Raw genomic sequence first — 5,443 nt, forward strand, 5'->3', positions numbered from 1 at the left:
GTCGGTGGCCTTGAGTATCGCGCCGTAGATCGCGGAGCCGACGAGCATGGCGACGACGCCGACGACCACAGCGAGCCCCGGATTGCCCCTGCGGGCGGCCGGGGGCGGGGGCGGGACGCCGCCCGGGGCGCCGTACATGCCCTGGTGGGGCGGGTAGGGCTGCTGCTCGTAGCCGCCGGGCGCCGGGGGCGGGTACGCGCCGGGCTGCTGCTGCGGGGCGCCGTACCCGGCGGGCTGCTGGGGCGGCTGCCCGTACGGATTCTGCTGCTGCGGCTGCTCCTGTGGCTGCTGCCAAGGCTGGCTCACGGTATTCCCCCGAGGTGAAGGTGCGGAACCGCGCTCCTGATCCGGAAGTGGCTGGAGCGCAGTATGAAAGTCGGGCCATAAGCTAACAGTTAGGACTGACGGTGCAACACGGAGTTTCTCGCTCCGTGACACGGTTGGGACGTGCGGGACGTCTTGCTCACGGGGTTACGCGGCTATTCGGCTACGCGCTTGGCGACCAGGTATCCCTCGGCCGCCGCCACCGCGTAGAAGGCGATGTCGTTCCGGCCGAGCATCTCGTCGCGCCAGTAGTCCACTACGGCGTCGAAGTCGTGCAGCAGGGTGGCGAGGACGCCCGGCGGGTGGCCCAGGGCGTCGCTCGTCGCCTCGCCCATGGTCGTGGCGGCGGCGAGGAGCTGGGCGAGGAGGACGCCGAGCAGGGCCAGCAGGGTGCCGAGCGGTGCGAGCGCCGGTGCGCGGCCGCCGGCCTTGCCGAGCGCCGCGCCGACGAGCAGGCCGATCGCGAGCGCCCAGTAGCCGAGTTCATGGCTGCCGGGGCCGGCCAGCCCCTGGGCCCAGCCGCAGACGACGGCGACGAGGAGCGCGGTGGCGGCGCCCGCGGCGAGGCCCCGCGCGGGCCGGCCCTCGGTCGCGGGGCGGTCCGGCGAAGGCGGAGCGGTCTCGGATCGCGGTGCGGGCACGCTCATGACTTCGCACGCTAGCAGCGGCCAATGTCAGCGGGCGTCCGATGTGTGCTCCGGATAAAGATTCGGGCATAGGGAATAATGGCAACTTATGGCGCAAAGCAAGTCGTTCAACGGACGGGACATGGGCATCGACCTCGGCACCGCGAACACGCTGGTGTACGTGCGGGGGAAGGGAGTGGTGCTCAACGAGCCATCGGTGGTCGCGGTGAACGCGGCCGACGGCGGGGTGCTCTCGGTGGGTTTCGAGGCGAGAGAGACCATCGGGCGGACGCCCTCGAACATCGTGGCCGTCCGCCCGCTGCGCGACGGCGTCATAGCCGACTTCGAGATAGCCGAGCGGATGCTCCGGCACTTCATCAAGCGGGTCACGGGCAACCGCAGGCTGGCGCGCCCGCGGGTCGTGGTCTGCGTGCCGTCGGGCATCACGGGCGTCGAGCGGCGCGCGGTCATCGAGGCGGCGAGCCGCGCCGGGGCCCGCCAGGTGCACCTGGTCGAGGAGCCGATGGCCGCCGCGATCGGCGCGGGGCTGCCGGTGAGCGAGCCGACCGGCTGCATGGTCGTCGACATCGGCGGCGGCACCACCGAGGTCGCGGTGATCTCGCTGGGCGGCATCGTGACGGCCCGTTCGGTGCGGACCGCGGGCGACGCGATGGACGCGGCGATCATCTCGTACGTGAAGAAGGAGTACTCCCTCGCGATCGGTGAGCGGACCGCCGAGACGCTCAAGATGAGCATCGGCTCCGCCACGGCCACCGGCTACTGGACGGCGGCGGGGCTGAGCGCGCTCGCCGAGCAGCTGGAGAAGAACGACGGCCTCTCCGACGACAACGGCGACCCCGAGGACACCCAGGGCCTGCTGCCGCCGGACCGCTGCACCATCCGCGGCCGCGACCAGGTCAGCGGCCTGCCCAAGACCCTGGAGCTGACGGCGGACGAGGTGCGGCACGCGCTGGTCGAGCCCGTGGACACCATCGTCGCGGCCGTCCGGCAGACGCTGGACGAGACCCCGCCGGAGCTGGCCGGCGACATCATGGACCGCGGCATCGTGCTGACGGGCGGCGGGGCGCTGCTGCGCGGCCTGGACGTGCGGCTGAGCAAGGAGCTGGACATCCCCGTGCTGGTGGCCGACGAGCCGCTGGACTGCGTGGCGGTGGGCACCGGCCGGTGCGTCGAGGACTTCGCGTCGCTCAAGACGGTGCTGGACGCGCAGCCGCAGCGGCTGCTGGCGGCCGGCCGCTGAGCGGAGGCCGCTGAGCCGATCGCGACCGGATCGACGGCCGCGGGGTCTCAGAGGCGGTGCGCCGCGCCCGCGGGGCTCGCCCCGCGGGTGTCCAGCAGGAGCTGCGCCTTTACGGCCAGCCCCTGGAGGTCGTACGTGCGGTGCTGCTGGAGCAGCACCGTGAGGTCGGCGTCGGCCGCCGCCTCGTACAGGAAGTCCGCGCGCGGCACGGGCCGGCCCAGCACGCGCCACTGCGGCACGTGCGGGTCGTGGTAGCTCACCTGCGCGCCCAGCTCCATGAGCCGGGAGGCGATCTCCCGGGCCGGCGAGCCCTCCTGGTCGGCGACGTCGGCCTTGTAGCTGACGCCGAGCAGCAGCACGCGCGCGCCGCGCGCGGACTTGCCGTGCTCGTTGAGGAGCGTGGCGCAGCGCTGGATGATGTAGCGCGGCATCCGCCCGTTGACCTCCTGGGCCAGCTCGACCATGCGCAGCGGGTAGCCGAGGCTGCGGCCGCGGTAGGAGAGGTAGTTGGGGTCGACGGGGACGCCGTGGCCGCCGACGCCGGGGCCGGGGCGGAACGCCTGGAAGCCGAAGGGCTTGGTCTCGGCGCACCGCACGACGTCCCACAGGTCGACCCCGATGTCGTTGCAGAAGACGGCCATCTCGTTGGCGAGCGCGATGTTGACGTGCCGGTAGTTGGACTCCAGGACCTTGACGGTCTCGGCCTCGCGGGGGCCGCGGGCCCGTACGACCTTGTCGCAGAGCCGCCCGTAGAACGCGGCGGCGGCCTCGGTGCAGGCGGGGGTGAGGCCGCCGATGACCTTGGGCATGTTGCCGTAGCCGTACGCGCGGTTGCCGGGGTCGAGGCGGCTGGGGGAGTAGGCGAGGTGGAAGTCGCGCCCGGCGCGCAGTCCGGAGCCCTGCTCCAGGATGGGGCGCAGGAATTCCTCCGTGGTCCCCGGGTAGGCGGTGGACTCCAGGAGAACAGTGGTGTGCGGCCGCAGCCGGGCCGCCAGGGTGTGCGCGGCGTCGCCGACGGCGCGCAGGTCCAGCGAGCGGTCCTCGCCCAGCGGAGTGGGCGCGCAGATCACGGCCGTGTGGACGCGGCCCAGCTCGGCGTCCTCGGCGGTGGTGCGCAGGCCCCCGGAGAGCATCCGGCGGATCTCGGCGGCGGTGAGGGAGCCGTCCACGGGCGGCCGGCCGGCTTTCAGGTCCGCGATGACGCGCGGGTCGGGGTCGTAGCCGACGGTGTTCACTCCGGCGGCGGTAGCGGCCTGGGCGAGGGGGAGGCCGAGATGGCCGAGGCCGATGACGGCGAGATCTGCGGGCATGGCGTCGTGCCGTCCTTCCCGAGGCGATTCCGGATGGCGTGAATTCAGACTAAGCGGAAATATGACTCATATTCAGTATTGGACGGTGGCATTGACCCGGTGTTGCCAAGCCGGGTGAAGCCTGGTCGCGCGCCCCCGACGCGGACAGAATCGTCGGACGGGGGAGCGCGGGCCCGATCACACGGGAGGCAGTGGTGAGGACAGCGACACTCGGCCCGGCCGAGCGCGGCGAGGCGCTCGCCCGGATGGCGGAGCGCGAACTGGACGTGCTGGTCGTCGGCGGCGGCGTCGTCGGCGCGGGCACCGCCCTGGACGCGGCCACCCGCGGACTGGCGACCGGCCTCGTGGAGGCCCGCGACTGGGCGGCGGGCACCTCCAGCCGCTCCAGCAAGCTCATCCACGGCGGACTCCGCTATCTGGAGATGCTCGACTTCGCGCTCGTACGGGAGGCGCTCAAGGAGCGCGGGCTGCTGCTGGAGCGGATCGCCCCCCACCTGGTGCGCCCGGTGCCCTTTCTCTACCCCCTCCAGCACAAGGGCTGGGAGCGGTTCTACGCGGGCTCGGGCGTCGCCCTCTACGACGCCATGTCGATCTCCTCCGGCCACGGCCGCGGCCTGCCCACCCACCGCCACCTCACCCGCAAGCACGCCCTGAGCGTCGCGCCCTGCCTCAAGAAGGACGCCCTGGTGGGCGCCCTCCAGTACTACGACGCCCAGATGGACGACGCCCGCTATGTCGCCACCATCGTGCGCACCGCCGCCGCCTACGGCGCGGACGTGGCCAACCGCGCGCGCGTGGTCGGCTTCCTGCGCGAGGGCGAGCGGGTCGTGGGCGCCCGGGTGCACGACCTGGAACAGGGCGGCGAATTCGAGATCCGTGCCCGCCAGGTGGTCAACGCCACCGGCGTGTGGACGGACGACACCCAGGGCCTGATCGCGGAGCGCGGCCAGTTCCACGTACGGGCCTCCAAGGGCATCCATCTGGTGGTGCCCAAGGACCGCATCCACTCCACCACCGGGCTCATCCTGCGCACCGAGAAGAGCGTGCTGTTCGTCATCCCCTGGGGGCGGCACTGGATCGTCGGCACCACCGACACGGACTGGGACCTGGACAAGGCGCACCCCGCCGCGTCCAGCGCCGACATCGACTACCTCCTGGAGCACGTCAACTCCGTCCTCTCCACCCCGCTCACCAGGGACGACGTGCAGGGCGTCTACGCGGGGCTGCGTCCGCTGCTGGCCGGCGAGTCGGACGCCACCAGCAAGCTGTCCCGCGAGCACACCGTCGCGCACCCGGTGCCCGGCCTGGTGGTCGTGGCGGGCGGCAAGTACACGACGTACCGGGTGATGGCCAAGGACGCCGTGGACGAGGCGGTGCACGGCCTCGACCAGAAGGTCGCCGACTGCGTCACCGAGGACGTACCGCTGATGGGCGCGGAGGGCTACAAGGCGCTGTGGAACACCCGCGCCCGCATCGCGCAGCGCACCGGGCTGCACGTGGCGCGCGTGGAGCACCTGCTCAACCGGTACGGCTCGATGATCGACGAGGTGCTGGCGCTCATCACCGCCGACCCCACGCTCGGTGAACCGTTGGCCGCGGCTGACGACTATCTGCGTGCCGAGGTCGTCTACGCCGCCTCGCACGAGGGCGCCCGCCACCTCGACGACGTCCTCACCCGCCGCACCCGCGTCTCCATCGAGACCTTCGACCGGGGCACGCTCAGCGCCCGCGAGGCCGCCGAACTGATGGCGCCGGTGCTCGGCTGGGACAACGGCCAGATCGAGCGGGAGGTCGAGCACTACGAGAAGCGGGTGGAGGCGGAACGCGAGTCGCAGCGGCAGCCTGACGACCTGACAGCGGACGCCGCACGGCTCGGCGCCCCGGACATCCAGCCCCGGTGAACTTCTCGCCCGGAACGGACT

4 protein-coding genes and 1 pseudogene are annotated in these 5,443 nt (G+C 72.3%); 2 read left to right on the forward strand and 3 right to left on the reverse strand.

Annotation, left to right across the window (positions count from 1 at the left end):
• Window positions 1–306: pseudogene (locus ACFU99_RS31570) on the reverse strand (hypothetical protein); the annotation flags it as partial.
• A gap of 173 nt (window positions 307–479) precedes the next feature.
• Window positions 480–971, reverse strand: coding sequence for a hypothetical protein (locus tag ACFU99_RS31575; protein WP_384398532.1), 492 nt, complete (start codon window positions 969–971; stop codon window positions 480–482).
• Between the two features lie 88 nt (window positions 972–1,059).
• Here ACFU99_RS31575 and ACFU99_RS31580 point away from each other — a divergent pair, with 88 nt between their 5' ends.
• The gene (locus tag ACFU99_RS31580; protein WP_384398534.1) at window positions 1,060–2,211 is read left to right on the forward strand and encodes a rod shape-determining protein; all 1,152 of its coding nucleotides are present in this window, start codon (window positions 1,060–1,062) and stop codon (window positions 2,209–2,211) included.
• A 47-nt stretch (window positions 2,212–2,258) separates the two neighbouring features.
• On the opposite strand, the gene ACFU99_RS31585 is transcribed toward ACFU99_RS31580, so the two are convergent.
• Window positions 2,259–3,521: a nucleotide sugar dehydrogenase gene (locus ACFU99_RS31585; RefSeq protein ID WP_384398536.1), complete on the reverse strand. Its 1,263-nt coding sequence runs from the start codon at window positions 3,519–3,521 to the stop codon at window positions 2,259–2,261.
• Window positions 3,522–3,715: 194 nt separating this feature from the next.
• Between ACFU99_RS31585 and ACFU99_RS31590 the strand changes: the two genes are divergently transcribed.
• On the forward strand, window positions 3,716–5,422 hold the full coding sequence (locus tag ACFU99_RS31590; RefSeq protein ID WP_384398538.1) for a glycerol-3-phosphate dehydrogenase/oxidase: 1,707 nt from the start codon (window positions 3,716–3,718) through the stop codon (window positions 5,420–5,422).
• Window positions 5,423–5,443: the final 21 nt, after the last annotated feature.

The organism is Streptomyces sp. NPDC057654 (genome assembly GCF_042800135.1).
Lineage (GTDB): Bacteria > Actinomycetota > Actinomycetes > Streptomycetales > Streptomycetaceae > Streptomyces.